Source organism: Maridesulfovibrio sp. FT414, from assembly GCF_050916235.1.
Taxonomy (GTDB): domain Bacteria; phylum Desulfobacterota; class Desulfovibrionia; order Desulfovibrionales; family Desulfovibrionaceae; genus Maridesulfovibrio.
In genome coordinates, this window is sequence record NZ_CP104854.1 from 1026704 (window position 1) to 1041556 (window position 14853).

General features: G+C 53.9%; 15 protein-coding genes. 4 read left to right on the top strand and 11 right to left on the bottom strand.

What is annotated here, in order from left to right; genetic code table 11:
* Positions 1-2 precede the first annotated feature (2 nt).
* A complete protein-coding gene (locus tag N7E73_RS04600) occupies positions 3-1499 on the bottom strand; it encodes an efflux transporter outer membrane subunit (protein ID WP_432737850.1) in 1497 nt (498 codons plus the stop codon).
* A gap of 147 nt (positions 1500-1646) precedes the next feature.
* On the opposite strand from N7E73_RS04600, the gene N7E73_RS04605 reads away from it, so the two are divergent.
* Genes N7E73_RS04605 through N7E73_RS04620 form a run of 4 tightly spaced genes read left to right on the top strand, consistent with a single transcriptional unit; the run spans position 1647 to position 5068 of the window.
* Positions 1647-2351 carry a response regulator gene (locus tag N7E73_RS04605; protein WP_432737851.1) on the top strand — a complete coding sequence of 235 codons (705 nt, stop codon included), beginning with the start codon at positions 1647-1649 and terminating at the stop codon, positions 2349-2351.
* Positions 2348-3730 carry a HAMP domain-containing sensor histidine kinase gene (locus N7E73_RS04610; protein WP_432737852.1) on the top strand — a complete coding sequence of 461 codons (1383 nt, stop codon included), beginning with the start codon at positions 2348-2350 and terminating at the stop codon, positions 3728-3730. Before N7E73_RS04605 ends, N7E73_RS04610 begins: the two co-directional genes overlap by 4 nt.
* Before the next feature lie 31 nt (positions 3731-3761).
* Complete coding sequence (locus tag N7E73_RS04615; protein ID WP_432737853.1) at positions 3762-4643, top strand: hypothetical protein; 882 nt, start codon at positions 3762-3764, stop codon at positions 4641-4643.
* The gene (locus N7E73_RS04620; protein ID WP_432737854.1) at positions 4640-5068 is read left to right on the top strand and encodes a GNAT family N-acetyltransferase; all 429 of its coding nucleotides are present in this window, start codon (positions 4640-4642) and stop codon (positions 5066-5068) included. The genes N7E73_RS04615 and N7E73_RS04620 overlap by 4 nt, the downstream gene beginning before the upstream one ends.
* On the opposite strand, the gene N7E73_RS04625 is transcribed toward N7E73_RS04620, so the two are convergent.
* From N7E73_RS04625 to aroA, 10 genes are all read right to left on the bottom strand, one after another.
* Positions 5065-5688 carry a class I SAM-dependent methyltransferase gene (locus tag N7E73_RS04625; protein ID WP_432737855.1) on the bottom strand — a complete coding sequence of 208 codons (624 nt, stop codon included), beginning with the start codon at positions 5686-5688 and terminating at the stop codon, positions 5065-5067. The genes N7E73_RS04620 and N7E73_RS04625 overlap by 4 nt on opposite strands.
* A gap of 98 nt (positions 5689-5786) precedes the next feature.
* A complete protein-coding gene (trpA, locus tag N7E73_RS04630; protein WP_432737856.1) occupies positions 5787-6554 on the bottom strand; it encodes a tryptophan synthase subunit alpha in 768 nt (255 codons plus the stop codon).
* An 11-nt stretch (positions 6555-6565) separates the two neighbouring features.
* Complete coding sequence (gene trpB / locus N7E73_RS04635; RefSeq protein WP_432737857.1) at positions 6566-7744, bottom strand: tryptophan synthase subunit beta; 1179 nt, start codon at positions 7742-7744, stop codon at positions 6566-6568.
* A gap of 10 nt (positions 7745-7754) precedes the next feature.
* Positions 7755-8378, bottom strand: a complete 624-nt coding sequence (locus N7E73_RS04640) for a phosphoribosylanthranilate isomerase (protein ID WP_432737858.1) — start codon at positions 8376-8378, stop codon at positions 7755-7757.
* Positions 8375-9154 carry an indole-3-glycerol phosphate synthase TrpC gene (locus N7E73_RS04645; RefSeq protein WP_432737859.1) on the bottom strand — a complete coding sequence of 260 codons (780 nt, stop codon included), beginning with the start codon at positions 9152-9154 and terminating at the stop codon, positions 8375-8377. The genes N7E73_RS04640 and N7E73_RS04645 overlap by 4 nt, the downstream gene beginning before the upstream one ends.
* Positions 9155-9157: 3 nt before the next feature.
* On the bottom strand, positions 9158-10147 hold the full coding sequence (gene trpD / locus N7E73_RS04650) for an anthranilate phosphoribosyltransferase (protein ID WP_432737860.1): 990 nt from the start codon (positions 10145-10147) through the stop codon (positions 9158-9160).
* Positions 10148-10363: 216 nt separating this feature from the next.
* Positions 10364-10936 carry an anthranilate synthase component II gene (locus tag N7E73_RS04655; RefSeq protein ID WP_432737861.1) on the bottom strand — a complete coding sequence of 191 codons (573 nt, stop codon included), beginning with the start codon at positions 10934-10936 and terminating at the stop codon, positions 10364-10366.
* The gene (locus N7E73_RS04660; RefSeq protein ID WP_432737862.1) at positions 10917-12332 is read right to left on the bottom strand and encodes an anthranilate synthase component I family protein; all 1416 of its coding nucleotides are present in this window, start codon (positions 12330-12332) and stop codon (positions 10917-10919) included. Before N7E73_RS04660 ends, N7E73_RS04655 begins: the two co-directional genes overlap by 20 nt.
* Before the next feature lie 171 nt (positions 12333-12503).
* Complete coding sequence (locus tag N7E73_RS04665) at positions 12504-13280, bottom strand: prephenate dehydrogenase/arogenate dehydrogenase family protein (protein ID WP_432737863.1); 777 nt, start codon at positions 13278-13280, stop codon at positions 12504-12506.
* Between the two features lie 2 nt (positions 13281-13282).
* Positions 13283-14617, bottom strand: a complete 1335-nt coding sequence (gene aroA / locus N7E73_RS04670) for a 3-phosphoshikimate 1-carboxyvinyltransferase (protein ID WP_432737864.1) — start codon at positions 14615-14617, stop codon at positions 13283-13285.
* Between the last annotated feature and the right edge of the window lie 236 nt (positions 14618-14853).

Here is a 14853-nt window from a genome sequence, read left to right on the forward strand (position 1 = left end):
TCTTAATTCCCCCATATTGCAGGAACAGTTTGCTTTTCCAGTTCTTCCGCAGCTTCAACAGCAACAGCATCATCTTTTTCGGGCTTCAGTTCAGCGGCATCGGACAGGGACTCCGTCCACGATCCGCCAAGGGCCCGGTAGAGGGAAATGCGGTAGCTGCGAAGATTGGCCTCGTCCTCGGCTATACTTATTTCAAGATCCTGAACACTTACCAGAGCACTGAGCACGGGCAGGTAATCCTCAAGTCCCTGCAGATACCGGGAACCGGCTTCTTCAAGGTTGACCCGTGCCGCCTCAAGCTGGTTTTTGCGGGCCGCTATGTATTCCTGCTGCCATTTTTCCTGCACAAGAGCGTCCTGCACTTCCTTGAATGCGGTATAGACAGTCTCCTTGTAGGCAAGCAGCCTTTCATCAACAACGGCTCTGGTGCGCTCAACCTCTGCCTCGCGAGCATATCCGTCGAAAATTGGTCCGGTCACGGATGCAGCCAGTGAAGTCATCCAACCTGAAAACAGGTTGGCAAGCTGAGCACTGGTGAATGCGGCCTCAGCGGACAGACTCATTGACGGCAGACGGTCAGCCCTTGCAGCAGTGACCGCCCAGTCGGCAGACTGAAGTTTCAAACCCGCTGCCCGCACATCCGGCCTGCTGGACATAAGGTCAAGGGGAATGCCCAGTCCAGGAAGAGCAGGAAGTTCCGGGTATCCGGCCGTCTCAACATCAACCGTTCCGGCAGGACGGCCAAGCAGCAGCGCCAGTTCATGGAGAAGCAGCCTCTCCTGCGACTCGACCGGAGGAATCAGGGCCTTGGTGCGGGCTACGGTTTCACGCTGCTGGAAGACATCAAGAGCTGTGGCAAGAGAGTTGCGAAAACGCAGCTCGATAAGTTCAAGGTAGGTTTCGTTGGTTTCAAGCTGTCTTTTGTAAATGGCTTTCTTCTGGCGCTGCTGCTGGATCTTGATCCAGCGGATGGCAACCTCGGAGGCAACGGTCATCGCCGCGGTGTTCACATCCTCGCGGGAGGCAAGATAATCCAGCTCGCCGGATGCGGTCTGGGCTTCAATCTTGCCCCAGAGATCTATTTCATATGAAGCTGAAAGTCCGAGTTCGTGAGAGTTCGATTCAGTGGAGCCTTTGGTCCCCTCGGTACCGTCATTACCGGAACGAGAATTGGTGTAGGAACCTCCACCGTCAAGTTGCGGGTAAAGGTCGGCCCGGGACTTGACCGCTGTTGCCCGCAGCTGGCGGAGCTTGGCCCAGGCGGTGCGCACATCGAAGTTCGCAATCAGCGCTTCTTCTACCAGCCGGTTCAGTTCAGGATTGTTGAACTTTTCCCACCACTTCCCCTGTTCACGCGGCTCTGCGGAATAAAGGGAGTATTTCATGGGGACACCAAGGGTCATCCCTTCACGAGGATCAGGCTTGAACGGGGAGCATGCAGACAGCAGAAAAGCTGTCAGCACAAAGAGAGTGATAATTTTATGTTTGTCGGACTGCATCGGGGATTCTCCATTGCATTACTTTTTTTATTTTAATAACTGCAAAGGAGTAAAATAGTATTAGCCACATGCAAAAAGTTGTTAACAATTGTAAAAAAGCGGCAGCCCGACCTTTCCCCTATTGTCACACACAGGTACGGTACGAAGATGGAACAGAAACACCAGATACTGATAGTAGACGACGATGCCAAACTCAGGGAACTGCTGACCCAGTACCTTGAGGGATACGGCTATTCGGTCAGCACCCTCCATTCCGGGGAAGGAATCCTTGATGAAATCAGGGAAAACCGCCCGGAAATCATAATTCTGGACATCATGATGCCTGTTAAGGACGGGCTTGAAGTCCTGCGAGACCTGCGCCCCCACTCCAACATCCCGGTAATAATGCTTACCGCCAAAGGCGAGGACACGGACCGAATCGTAGGACTGGAACTTGGAGCTGACGATTACATTTCAAAGCCGTTCAATCCGCGCGAACTTCTGGCACGGATCAAGGCGGTGCTTCGCAGATCCACAGATCCGATCCGCCTTGCCAGTCCAGCCGCCGGACAGATAAAAGTTGCGGGAATGATACTGCATGTAGCTCACCAGAAGCTTGAAATCGACGGAGAATCTCTGGAGCTGTCCTCCACCGAATTCAAACTGCTCAAGGCCCTGATGGAGAATCCGGGAAGACCGCTTACCCGCGACTCCCTGATGACCTCGGTCTGGGGTAAGGACTTCAATGCGTTCGACCGTTCCATTGATGTACACATCAGCAAGCTCAGGGCCATCCTCAAACCGTACCCGGACCACGAGTCCCGCATCAGGACCGTATGGGGAACCGGCTACATGTTCGTGAGCGAAGAATGAAGATAAGCCGCCTTTACCTGAAGATATTCCTTTCCTTCATGCTGGTTCTGATAGTTTCGGAACTTATTCTCATCGGGCTGATCCACATGTCGTGGGCGCAAAGCCCACGGGTGAACCACATGGAGCGCCAGTTGATCACGGTAAAAAATCTTGCCGAACTGGAACTCGGGACAACTCACATTTCTGCCGAGCACGAGCGGAAAGTGCTCACTCCCATACTGGTTGCGCTAGGAAAATCCCTGCAGGCGGAGATATGGATTACCGGGCCATACGGTGAACTTGTGGCTTCGGCGGGATCGAAAATTCCGGACATGAGTGAATGGACCAGCGGGGAAACCGCAAAGTCCCATGAAGGGGCGTACATATACAAGAAAAACAACAATGGCCTGAAAAGCATTTACGGAGTCTACACGGCCAGCCTGCCGGAAGGCTACCCGTTCACCTACCATCTGTTCTACTCATTCCCCAAATTTGACGAGGAAAGCTGGTTTCTCAAAGGGCAGCTTGTACTTACCGTACTCGCGGCAATATTTCTGATTCCGGTCTCAAGAAGGATGATCCGGCCCCTGAAAAGGCTGACAGATTCAGCATCCAAAATGGGTCAGGGAGACCTCAGGCAACGGGTGGACATGAAGGGACACGATGAAATCGCCGAGCTTGGCAAAGCCTTCAACAACATGGCCGAAGGACTGGAAAAAATGGTCAAGTCCAGCCGAGAACTAACGGCAAACGTATCCCACGAACTGCGCAGTCCGTTGGCCAGAATGCGCATCTCCCTTGAAATGCTCAAGGAACGCATAGAGGACGGGAACACCGCCGGCTGCGAGACGTTTGTAAACGGGATGCAGTCTGAAATCACCCACATGGATGAACTCATCGGCAAGATCATCGAATTTTCCAAACTGGACATGCATAAGCCGCCGGCCATGAACGAAACCGCCGACCTGAAGGTTCTCATTGAAGACCTGCTCACCCAATATGCTCCATCAGCAATACGCAACAATATCAGTGTAGAACAGGATCTTGACGAAGTTAAGATGTCCGGATGCAACCGCAACGGACTCAGAATCATCATGGACAATATTCTGGGCAATGCCCTCAAGTATACTGATCAGAATGGCACCATTGCCGTGAACCTTAAAGAGGAAAAAGACAGAATCATCATATCCACGACCAACACCCACGCTCCCCTTGAAACGGAAGATCTGGAGGAAATATTCAATCCCTTCCACAGATTGAAAGGTCACGAGATTCCAGGCTCCGGACTAGGACTGGCTGCAGCGCAAAAAATAGCGCGCATTCATGATGGGTCAGTGCGGGCTGAAAACTGCCCGGAGGGATTTAGAATTGTGGTGGAGTTACCGGCCAATGTAATGTAGGTAACACGTAAATTATTTACGTGAGTCATATATGAAGCAAACCATTTCACTGCTGATCATTCTGCTGCTTTTCCCGGCAGTTCTTGATGCAAAAGAAATTGTATATATCGCCGGGCTGCAATCCACTAAAGCAAGCTACGAAAAATTCATCTCCGATAAGGGTGGTGATCCGTTAAAAATCCATGACTACAGCTCAAAATATGCAAGCCGCCCGGTAATCGCGCTGCTTATTATCGTGCAGGCTCTCAATGCAGGCGGGATGGATGCCCAATTTGAATTCATCCCCTACCCGAACCACGCGCGCAGCTTATCAGAGCTGAAAAAAGGCAAGGCCCACATACTGGACACGGATATATGGGAACAGCACTTTGACGACAGCGTGTACAAGACGGCCCCGTTAATACGCAGCGGCGAATTCGAAAAGGGGATCTACACATATGCCGAATCCGGGCTGCTGCAATCACAACCGGATTTGAATTCCCTGCTTAAGTTGAAGCCTATCACCGGAATGGCCTGGACGACCGACATCGCCTGTCTGCGCTCAATGGGGTTTGACAAAATAGAAACTGCCCCGACCTATCCGCTGCTTTTCAAAATGCTTTCCCGCAGACGCGCTGATTTTACGCTTCTGGAATTTGCACGCGGTGCCGGAAATCATTACAACAATGATGACGTCCTTTACCCTGTTCAGGGAATAAAGGTTGTCTTACCCTACAGCAGACATTTCATGGTTTCCCGCAAGCATTCCGGGGGGAAGGATGTTTATGAAGCCCTTGAAAAGGGCTTGAACATCTTGCGCAGAGACGGCACCATCGAACGCGCCCTGTACCAATCCGGGGCATTGTGCAGGGATACTCGGGACTGGAAAATAATCTGGCCTGAACAAAATCCCAAAACAGAGATTACCGAATGAACATCACAATCAGTTTTGAGCTGGACGACATCGACTGGAAACAGGTTGCTGAAATATTTGAAAAGGCTCCCCTTGGAACGAGGGAGCCGGAAAAACTCAGCAGGGCCGCAGCCAACAGCGAACTGGTCTGTTTTGCCCGTAACGGCGAAGAATACATCGGCTTTGCCCGGGCAATTACCGACGGCGAGTACAACGGTGTAATCTACGACCTATGCATACTGCCGCAGTATCAGTCACAGGGAATCGGCAGGATGATAATGGACGTGATGCTGGAACGGTTGAGCCCGCTCAACGTCATCCTTTACGCCGTTCCCGGCAAGGAAGGCTTCTACTCAAAGCTGGGATTCAACAACATGCTGACTGCAATGGGCCGCTTCAAGGATGTGGAGGGCATGGTCGAACGGGGTTATCTGCAGAAGCCCTAGGCTTTGCGAGCTTCAAGCACGAACTTGCCATACTGGCGCAACACACTGTCTTTTCCGGGTTTATTGACCACGCCATGCTCATAGCATCTGCTGACGGAAAAACCGTTTTCTTCAAGTTCAAGCTTGAGCGACTCCGGATTGAACCCGTGATGAGGTACAATCTCGTCACCGTGATAGCTCCCATCTTCAGGCAGAAGTTCCCCCAGAATCAATCTTCCTTCTGGCTTTAGCAACCCGTGTATATCATTGAACAGCCCGCCCAGATTTTCGACGTGATGCAGAGCCATTGAGGTAAAAACCGTATCCATTTGCCCGGAAGACAGCTCAGCTCCCGGTAAAGGCTTGGAGATTACCTCTACATTATCAATATGGTTGCGCTCCAGCTTTTCGCCGAGCACGGCAAGCATTGCCGCCGAGGTATCCAGCATGACCATGTGCCTTACCCGTGTGCTGAAACGCAAACCCACCTGCCCTGTTCCGCATCCGAAATCCATCACCACATCTTCGGGACCGAATGTAACGATCTTTTCCACTTCAGCAGCAAATTCATCAGCTATCCGGCAAAGCTCGGGATGTTTATCCCAGATCTTTGCCCTCTCAATAAACGCATCATCAGACATGACTTCCCCACTGCTTATAAAAAAGTACAAATAGACCGGCGGCCGGGGGAGGTTGAACTTTTGCAAGCAAACTCCTTCCCCGGCCGTCCTGGTTGAATCTACTTCCAGACCTTCATGAATTCCGCTGAACTTTTCCCGGAATCAATATGCCTGATCAGTGCGGAACCGAAGACCGCCGCATCGACCAGCCCATCCAGTTCCTTGAGCTGAGAGGGCTCCTTGAGACCGAAGCCAAGCGCCACCGGGATGTTGAATACATCCTGCGCCTTGGCAAGACCTTCCTTAACTTCCTCGGGAAGGCTGTCACGGTCACCGGTAGTGCCGAGTACCGATACGTAATAGCAGAAACCGTTACCGCCCTTGGCGTACAGTCCCATACGGTCCTTTTCGGTATTCAGACCCACCAGAGGGATGAGCGCTATCTCGTATTTGGCGAGCAGATCACGGAATTCAACGCCTTCCTCGTAGGGCAGGTCGGCAATGACCAGCCCGTTCACACCTGCAGCGCAGGCATCCTTGGCAAATTTTTCCAGCCCGTACTGCAGTACCGGGTTGTAGTAACCCATGAGCAGTACACCGGCACTGATCTTGGCCCGGTTCTCGGAAAGCCCGGCCAGAATCCATTTGAGATTGATGCCGTCATCAAGGCATTTCAGCGATGCGGCCTCGACCACCGGACCGTCGGCAACGGGGTCCGAAAAAGGCATACCGATCTCGATGACATCCGCACCGTTTGCGTCCAGTTCCAGAATTTCCTTCCAGAACTGCTCACGGTTGGGGTAGCCGCCCGGCAGGAACGGGATAAGGGCGATGCGGCCCTGAGCCTTGGCCTCGTTAATCTTGTCTGCAAGTTTGGTAATACTCATTGTCGTTTCCCCTATTTTCCGTGCTTGGCGAGATATTCTTCGAGAATGCCCATGTCCTTGTCGCCGCGACCGGACAGGTTGACTATTACGTTGGCGTCCTTGGGGATTAAAGCCCTGTTCTCCAGAACCCAGGCCACGGCGTGGGAACTTTCCAGCGCGGGCAGGATTCCTTCCCTGCGACAGAGCATCTGGAATGCCTTCAGTGCCTGATGGTCGTTTACGGTTCCGTACTGGGCGCGGCCGGTAGCATGCAGATGAACATGTTCTGGGCCGACACCGGGGTAATCAAGACCGGGGGCGATGGAGTGGGAAGGCAGGATCTGCCCTTCCTCGGTCTGCAGGAGCAGGGTGCGCATTCCGTGCAGAACCCCGGGTGAGCCAAGGTTGATGGGTGCGGAGTTGGTGCAGCCCGGCTCTCCGGTTCCCGCGGCTTCAACGCCGACGATCCTGACGGATTTTTCCTGTACGAACTCGTGGAACATGCCGATGGCATTTGATCCGCCACCGACACAGGCTACGACCATGTAAGGAAGTTCGCCGGTTTTTTCCTTGAACTGGGCCTTGGCTTCACGACCGATTATGGACTGGAATTCACGCACCAGCAGGGGGAAGGGATGCGGACCTGCGGCGGTACCGAAGCAGTAATGGGTGGTTCGCTGGTCGGCGATCCATTTACGCAGGGCGGCGTTGATGGCGTCCTTGAGGGTCTGGGTTCCTGATTTTACGGGAACGCATTTCGCGCCGAGCAGTTCCATGCGCCGCACGTTGTGTGACTGGCGTTTGACGTCGATTGCACCCATGTAGATTTCGCAATCGAGATCCAGCAGGGCCGCGGCGGTGGCAGTGGCCACGCCGTGCTGCCCGGCTCCGGTTTCTGCCAGCAGCATGGGTTTACCCATCATCTTGGTCAGCAGAGCCTGTCCTACGGTGTTGTTGACCTTGTGGGCTCCGGTATGGGCAAGGTCCTCGCGCTTGAGCCAGAGGTTGAAACCGAGCTCACGCGAAATATTCGCACAATGGGTCAAAGCGGTGGGACGTCCCACGAAATCCTTGAGAAGACGGGTAAATTCCTGCTGGAATTCGTTGGACTTCAAGATCTTTTCCATGGCCTCTTCAAGTTCAAGCAGCGGCGGCATAAGCAGTTCAGGAACAAACTGTCCGCCGAAATCTCCGAAGTATCCTCTTTTCATCACTATGTCCTCATTTTGTCCGGGCAATGGCATCAAAGGCCGCGCCCAGTTTGTTTTTATCTTTTATGCCCGGCTCCGATTCCACACCGGAATTTATATCCACCCCGTGCGGGCGTGCCGTGGTGATGGCTTCCTCAAGGTTATCCGGGGAGAGCCCTCCGGCAAGCAGCCAGGGAACGGGTATGGTAACTTCACTGAACACCTCGAAAGGCTGAGTCTTTCCGTGCCCGCCCCCGGAAGTTCCGGCATCGAAAAGCAGGTAGCTGCAATGGGGCGCAAAGCGGTCTATGTCGTGCTGGAATTCCTGCACGGACTCATAACGCTGCGGCCAGAGCACCTTTATGACTTTCTCCCTGCCGACGGTCCGGCAGAACTCCTCATTCTGCCCGCCATGCAACTGGGCGAAATCAAGCCCGCCCTGCTTCATCATCTTTATGGTTTCGGCTGCGCTCTGCATCAGGAACAGCCCGACTTTCTTCGCCTTTGTTCCGCTGACGGAACGGGCAAAATTCACTTCCACATTACGCGGGCTGGCAGGATGGAAAATGAACCCGATAAAATCAGCGCCCAGCTCTTCACAGGCTGCGACATCTTCCGCACGGGTCATTCCGCAGACCTTGACCAGCAGACTCATGAACGGCCTCCCGCAACCAGCGCGGCAAGCTTGGCCTGCGGATCAGGGCTGGACATGATGGATGTGCCGATGAGTACGGTATCGTAACCAAGTTCGTTCATCTGTGCGCAATCTTCAGGTTCGCTGATGCCGCTGGCGCAGATCCAGATTTCACCCGCATCCTTCTGCCGTATGAACTCGATGGAACGGTTCATGTCGATGCCCAGCGTATCGAGGTCGCGGTTGTTGATCTGGATGATCTTTGCCCCGGCCTGCTTGGCCCTGCTCAGATCGGTCTGGTCAAATGCTTCCACCACCGCATCAAGCCCTGCGGCATGGGTGCGCCCGATCATTTCCTTCAGGTACCCGTCATCCTCGAACATGCGCACAATCACCAGCAAAGCCGAAGCCGGGGTGGACAGGGTCTGCTCAATCTGCAGGAGATCTGTGAGGAAATCCTTGCGCAGCATGGGCAGTCCGCTGGCCTTGATTTCATCAAGGTAACGGAGATCGCCTTTGAAGTACTCCTCCTCGGTGAGCACGGAAATGGCCGAAGCACCTCCGGCGGCGTACATGTTTGCCACATCTGCCGCACTGAGTCCGAGGTTGATGTCTCCCTTGGACGGGGAAGCACGCTTGTACTCGGCAATGACTTTCAGACCGCCCTCATCCCGACGGATGGCATCCGCAAATGACGGACGTGTGCCGGTGTATCCGGCAGGCATTCTGCCTTCGCTGTGCAACCGGTGGAGCATGTCCACCTCGGCCAGTTTAGCTTTTCTGAATTTATCGAGCATGACCTAGTATTCCCGGTCCACGCCTTTGGCGACCTTGGCTTTGGCTTTTTCCATGCCCTCTTCAAGAGAAACGCCATCCAGCAGGGAAATGGCCGCACCGAGGTTCAGGGCAACCATATCCATCATGGGCTGCGGAGCCTTACCGGCCAGCACCTTGCGGATGGTAGCCAGTGCATCAGCCCGGTCCTTTACCGCCACATCTTCCGGTTTGGCAGCAGCAAAACCGTAATTGGCCGGATTGATCTTCACCTCGGTCAGCTCGCCGTTCTCCAACAGGATCGCGTCGTTTATGCCGAACGGAGTCAGTTCATCGAAATTGCCCGCGCCGTGAATTACATAGGCTTTCTCCACATTGGTGAGGGCCAGAACTTCAGCCATGAGGCGCATGATCGCCGGCCTGCCAACGCCCAGAATCTGGTGGGTGGGACGGGCGGGGTTCAGCAGGGGGCCCATGAGGTTGAAAAGGGTCGGAATGCCCAGCTCCCTGCGGATGGGGGCAATCTTTCCGAAGGCGGGGTGGTAATTGGGGGCAAAAAGGAACACGAATTTGTCCCGCACCAGCACATCACGAGCTTCTGCTGCGCTTGTTCCGAGTGAAACCCCAAGGTCTTCCAGAACATCGGCGCTGCCGCAGGAGGAGGAAACCGCCCGGTTGCCGTGCTTGGTGACAAGGTAACCCATGTCCGCAAGATAGAGGGCCACGGCGGTTGAACAGTTGAAGCTGTTGGTTCCGTCTCCGCCTGTTCCGCAGGTATCGATGCAGGGACTGTTGATACCTTTGATCAGTTTTGCCTCACGCAGGGCGGCACGCACACCTGCGGCAACCTCCACGGCTTTCTCGCCCTTGCTGCGCAGACCCATGAGCAGGGCTCCGGCCTGAGCGTTGGTCATATCTCCTGAAAAAAGCTTCTCAAAAACAGCATCAGCCTGTTCGGTGGTCAGATCCTGACCTGAAGACAAAGCTGTCAGGGCTTCAGTAATGATCTGTGACATATCTTTATCCTTATTAATATATGATGCGCTTCGCGCGTTTGCTATCTGGCTTGCCTCCGGCGGCTTAAACCCTTTTGCAAAAGGGTTTAAGAATCCCAAAACCTTTCAATAAGCTTCGCTTCCTGCAATCGGATATTTTTCCTTATGAAGAGGCGAAACACCGTTAAAAGTTATTGCCCGCGGAAAGCTGATCGGCAGTAATGCCGAAACCAATATCTAAATATTCCCATCCAGAAAGTTCTTCAGCAGCTTCGGTCCGTCCGGGGTCAGGATGGATTCGGGATGAAACTGAAGGCCGGTCCAGGGGCGATCCTTGTAGCGGAGTCCCATGACCTCGTCCTGTTCTGTCCATGCAGTCAGTTCCAGCAGATCCGGGGCTTCATCGACGTTGACCACCAGCGAATGGTAACGGCAGACATTGAAGGGGTTATCCAGACCGGTGAAGATCCCCTCGCCCTTGTGGTACACATCGGAAGTCTTGCCGTGCATGATGCGCCCGGCGCGTACGACCGAGGCCCCTGCGAAATGCCCGAGGGTCTGGTGTCCGAGACAGACACCCAGAACCGGAACCTCCTTAGGCAGGCGGGCAAGGAATTCCAGCGACAGGCCTGCATTCACAGGGTTGCTGGGTCCGGGAGAAAGACAGACCCTTTCAAGCTTGCCTGATTCGGCCAGCTCAAGGATTTCCTCCCGGTCATTGCGCAGCACCAGCGGATCGGCCCCAAGTTGCTGGAAGGCCTGCACCAGATTGAAGGTAAATGAATCAAAATTATCCACGAGTAAAAACATCGCCGCCCTCCGACTGCAGAATTTCCTTAAGTACCCTTGCCTTGTTGTTGCACTCCAGCCATTCCATCTCGGGATCGGAATCGTAGACAATTCCTGCCCCGGCCTGCCAATGGCACTTGCCGTCACGAATCCACATGGAGCGGATGGTGATACCGGTGTCGATGTTCACGGTATCCTTGTCCAGGCCGATGAACCCGATACAGCCGCCGTAAGGTCCGCGGGGGACTTCCTCGATCTCGGAAATGATTTCCATGGCCCGGATTTTCGGTGCACCGGAAAGGGTTCCGGCCGGGAAAGTGGCCTGCAGCACGTCAATGGCATCGTGATCATCGCGAAGATCGGCTTCCACGTAGGATGTGATGTGCATTACGTGGCTGAAGTATTCGATCTGCATGAACTTCTCCACGGACACGGAACCGGCCTTGGCGATACGGCCGAGGTCGTTGCGTCCGAGGTCCACCAGCATGACGTGTTCGGCACGTTCCTTCGGATCGGCCAGCAGTTCTTCGGAATAGATGCGGTCTCCGGCTGCATCCTTTCCGCGCGGGCGTGTTCCGGCGATGGGGCGGACTTCCAGCCTGCCCTTTTCGCAGCGGGCCATCATCTCCGGAGAAGAACCGAGCAGAATCTCTTCGCGGCTGAACTTCATGTAGAACATGAACGGTGAAGGGTTGGCCTGACGCAGTCTGCGGTACAAGTCAAAGGAGTTGCCGCTGAAAGGTGCTGAGAAACGGGTGGACAGAACCACCTGAATGCACTCGCCTTCGGCAATAAGTTCCTTAATCCGTTTGACCCCTTCCTTGTATTTCTCCCGTCCGGGAACGGCTACAGGATCACCGACATGTGTCGGTTCGCAGGCTGCACCGAATACCGGCGGGGTAAATTCAGGCTCGGCGTCCTTGTCCAGTGACAAGAAACAACAACTGTGCTTGAGGTGATCGAACAGGACCACCCGGCCCGGCAGGGCAAGCCGCACTTCGGCTTCGTCCGGAGGAAGCTTGTCCTTGAGTTTAGGTTCAAGCATTCCGGCAATGCCGTAGCCGAGAGTTCCGTAAAGCCCTCTGGTCAGCGGCGGCAGCTCACCCACTTCCGGCTGGGTATTCAGGTGCAGGGCTTTCATGACCGCACGCATGCCGTCCAGAAATTCCATACCGGAATAACTTGCCAAACCAGCAAGCCTTGAGTCCGCACATTCCACAGCCAGTTTACCGCGTGCAGGAGACAGCTTGAGTCTGAAATCCCAGGCGATAAGGCTGTAACGTCCCAGCCTTCCGTCAACTTCCGCACTCTCAAGCAGAATTCCCGGCGCGTCCCCCACCAGCCCGAGATAAAGGCTGATCGGAGTCTGCGTGTCAGCAGGCAACCATTTGCCGTACTGAGTAAGTTCAATCTTCATATTAGCTCTCCGTTTTAATTATTCGCATTGCACTGCCCCCCGAAGGGGGCCTTCCGGTAGGTTTACCGAAAGCAGTGGACATTAATTATAAGCACTCACACCAATTTTATATATAAAAAAAGGCCGCGTCCTCGGGAGAACGCGGCCTTTGATTTTTGAATGCACTTCTCCCTAGGTATTGTTCTCACGCCACCACCAGGATGCACGATCTGCGAGCAGGTCCATGTCACCGGCCGCAGCAAGAGAGAGAAAAGAACGGAACAGACGAATCGCTTCCTGGCTGTACTGATTAGCGTCGGAAATAGTCGCGAAAAGATCGCTGTCCTGAGTTACCATCTTACGCGCGGACTCCAGCCTGCGCTTGAAAGACGGGGTAACAAACTTTTTGATATTGGGGATCTCTCTGGAACAGGCCAGAAAGGCAATTGTAGAACTGAAATTAAGGGCCTGAATCATGGCCATGGCCTTGTCGTGCTCGTCAACGGAAGATTCAAAGGCACCGAAATCGAGACGCTCAAAGAAATCCTTAACCGCCAGCAGGGAGGGACGGTCCTCCGCACGCTCGGCAACAAGGGCCACGGTGGGGGCGAAATCGTTCGGGATCACCGGTCCGAACAGGGGATGAGTTCCGACAACAGGTCCATCGTATGCCCGGAGCATCTGCTGCACAGGACGGCCCTTGACCGAACCGACATCGGAAAGCACAGCGCCCTTGCGCATATGAGGAATCACTTTAGGCAGAACGTCATCCATGACCGTAACCGGGATGCAAAGCAGTACATAATCCGTAGCCGGCAGGCGACGGGCCATTTTTTCCTCATCCAGCGGCGTATCGAAACGGTGCACCAGAAGCCCGGCGCGTTCGGCCTTGAGCGCGAGGAAGCCACCCATCTGTCCACGGGACCCGATGACGGCTACGCTATGAATTTTCTCAAACTCGCACTCCATGACTAACAACCGTTTCCTTTGGTAACTTTTGCCCATTCATCCCAGAAACCGGGGAAGGATTTGGCTACACAGCCCGGTTCAGCTGGAACAGATTCAAGACCTGCCAGAGAGAAGATCGCGGTGCACATTGCCAGACGGTGATCATCGTAAGTTGTGAAAACGATACGTTCACCTTTTTTGAGCGGAGCCGGAATGATGGTGATGGAATCACCGGTGATCTCGGCTTTGCCGCCCGCGCGCATGACCTCTGCGGCACTGGCCTCAAGACGGTCACACTCTTTGATACGCAGGTGCGCCACATTGGTGATGGTGGTGGGACTGTCCGCAAAAGCGGCAACCACAGCCACGGTGGGAACGAGATCGGGACACTTGCTCATATCCACTTCCACACCGTGAAGTTTGGAAGGATACACAGTTACGCTGTGTTCGTCACTCTCTATTTTGGCCCCCATGGACTGAAGAATGTACATTATTGCACGATCACCCTGAAGAGACTTCACGGACAACCCGTCAATTTTAACAGGTTTGTCACCGACAGCCCCTGCGGCGAGAAAATATGAGGCGTTGGACCAGTCTCCTTCCACCCTGTATTCATCGCGTTCGTATTTGGAAGGCTCAACCTTGAAACGGATTTCTCCGGGAACAACCTTCTCGACCTTGCGCCAGTCGGTCTTTTTCCATTTACCGTCTTTCTTAGCCTGCACTTCGAACTTGATGCGGAAATCTTCCATCACGTTGAGGGTCAGGGCTACATAGGGCCATGAAACCGCTTTCTCGCCTACCACATTAATTATAGTTGTCTCGGCAGCAAGCGGAGCGCCCATGAGCAGGCCGGAAATATACTGGCTGGACTCTTCAAGGGAAATATTGATCTCCCTGCCTAGGAAGCCGTGCGCTTCAAGAGTTACCGGAGGATAGCCATGCTTGTCGGAAAAAGTGACCTTCACGCCCTGAGATTCAAGGGCACTGGTCAGTGCGCCGATGGGACGGTCATGCATGCGCGGCGTGCCCTGCACCCGGAAGAGTCCCTTTCCTGCTCCAGCCAGGGCTGTGATCAGGCGGCAGGTTGTGCCGGAATCACGCATTTCAAGCACTGCCGGCTCCTTCTCGCCGCCCTTGGGTCCGCCTTCCATACCGGTAACAGTTGTCGCTGTTCCATCAATATTGAAGTCAGCGCCCATCGTGGCCAGACAATCCATGGTGCGGTTGATGTCATTACTGTCCAGAGGATCAAGAACAACAGTGGTTCCCTCAGACAAAGCCCCGGCGATAAGCGCCCTGTGAGAGAGGGACTTGGATGAAGGTGCCTTTACGACGATTACGTTATCAGAAGTCATTTCCATATTTCCTGACTTATCTAAGTCTGTTGATTTTTTATATTCAAGATGCCTTCGGCGACCCTGCCGGGGGCCTTAAACCCTTTTGCAAAAGGTTTTAAGAATCCCAAAACCTTTCAATTCGGCTTCGCCGCTACGTACGACAAATTGTCATTAAGAAAAAACATTCAATATGACAGTTAATCGTTCTATTTTTTAAGCAAACCTTGCATCAAAAGATTTTAGTACAATATGCG

Excerpts from the sequence above, each read along its gene's own strand:
- N7E73_RS04655 (WP_432737861.1), bottom strand. The coding sequence starts at position 10,936 with ATGTTTTTACTCGTGGATAATTTTGATTCATTTACCTTCAATCTGGTG.
- N7E73_RS04660 (WP_432737862.1), bottom strand. The coding sequence starts at position 12,332 with ATGAAGATTGAACTTACTCAGTACGGCAAATGGTTGCCTGCTGACACG.
- N7E73_RS04645 (WP_432737859.1), bottom strand. The coding sequence starts at position 9,154 with ATGCTCGATAAATTCAGAAAAGCTAAACTGGCCGAGGTGGACATGCTC.
- N7E73_RS04665 (WP_432737863.1), bottom strand. The coding sequence starts at position 13,280 with ATGGAGTGCGAGTTTGAGAAAATTCATAGCGTAGCCGTCATCGGGTCC.
- N7E73_RS04605 (WP_432737851.1), top strand. The coding sequence starts at position 1,647 with ATGGAACAGAAACACCAGATACTGATAGTAGACGACGATGCCAAACTC.
- N7E73_RS04625 (WP_432737855.1), bottom strand. The coding sequence starts at position 5,688 with ATGTCTGATGATGCGTTTATTGAGAGGGCAAAGATCTGGGATAAACAT.
- trpB (WP_432737857.1), bottom strand. The coding sequence starts at position 7,744 with ATGAAAAGAGGATACTTCGGAGATTTCGGCGGACAGTTTGTTCCTGAA.
- trpD (WP_432737860.1), bottom strand. The coding sequence starts at position 10,147 with ATGTCACAGATCATTACTGAAGCCCTGACAGCTTTGTCTTCAGGTCAG.
- N7E73_RS04640 (WP_432737858.1), bottom strand. The coding sequence starts at position 8,378 with ATGAGTCTGCTGGTCAAGGTCTGCGGAATGACCCGTGCGGAAGATGTC.
- N7E73_RS04620 (WP_432737854.1), top strand. The coding sequence starts at position 4,640 with ATGAACATCACAATCAGTTTTGAGCTGGACGACATCGACTGGAAACAG.
- N7E73_RS04615 (WP_432737853.1), top strand. The coding sequence starts at position 3,762 with ATGAAGCAAACCATTTCACTGCTGATCATTCTGCTGCTTTTCCCGGCA.
- N7E73_RS04610 (WP_432737852.1), top strand. The coding sequence starts at position 2,348 with ATGAAGATAAGCCGCCTTTACCTGAAGATATTCCTTTCCTTCATGCTG.
- N7E73_RS04600 (WP_432737850.1), bottom strand. The coding sequence starts at position 1,499 with ATGCAGTCCGACAAACATAAAATTATCACTCTCTTTGTGCTGACAGCT.
- trpA (WP_432737856.1), bottom strand. The coding sequence starts at position 6,554 with ATGAGTATTACCAAACTTGCAGACAAGATTAACGAGGCCAAGGCTCAG.
- aroA (WP_432737864.1), bottom strand. The coding sequence starts at position 14,617 with ATGACTTCTGATAACGTAATCGTCGTAAAGGCACCTTCATCCAAGTCC.